Annotated in this window: 1 protein-coding gene; it reads right to left on the bottom strand. The window is 61.4% G+C overall.

From position 1 onward, the window contains the following. A partial coding sequence (locus AC1DQ3_RS36680; RefSeq protein WP_477124972.1) for an acyl-CoA dehydrogenase family protein occupies positions 1–575 on the bottom strand: 575 nt, incomplete at both ends.

Genomic DNA, 575 nt, shown 5'->3' on the forward strand with positions numbered 1-575 from the left:
GAGAGGTATTCTCCGCCCATGGTGTGGTAGCGCCCGGTGACGTTGAAGCCCGGTGTATGCCGATTCACCAGCACGCACCCAATGCCGTCGCGCCCCGGCCGGCCGTTGATGCGGGTGAACACGATGAACCATTCCGCTTCATCAGCCTTGCTGATCAGCGTTTTCACGCCTTTGATCAACGCCCGGTCGCCCTTGATGGTGGTGTTGGTCCGGAAGTTTGGCACGTCGGTGCCGGCATGCGGCTCGGTCATGCAAATAGCGAGCAACACTTCGCCCGAACAGACCTTGGGCAAGATGTCGCGCTTCATGTGCTCCGGCGCATAGGTGGAGATCACGCGCGTTTGTACACCCACTTCGCTCATCAGGGCCATGGCAGTGACATAGCAGACCTTGGCGACCTCTTCCAGGACCAGGGCGGTATCGAACACCGGCAGACTCGAACCACCATATTCCTCGGGTACTGACATGCCCAGCACGCCGATCTCGGCCAAATCGTGCAGGTTCTCCCACGGGAACGTGCCGTCGAGCCACTTCATGGCGCGGCCGCGGAAACGGTCACGCGCCAGCTCACGCAC

The sequence above is a fragment of the Cupriavidus sp. 01T418 genome (assembly GCF_056398885.1).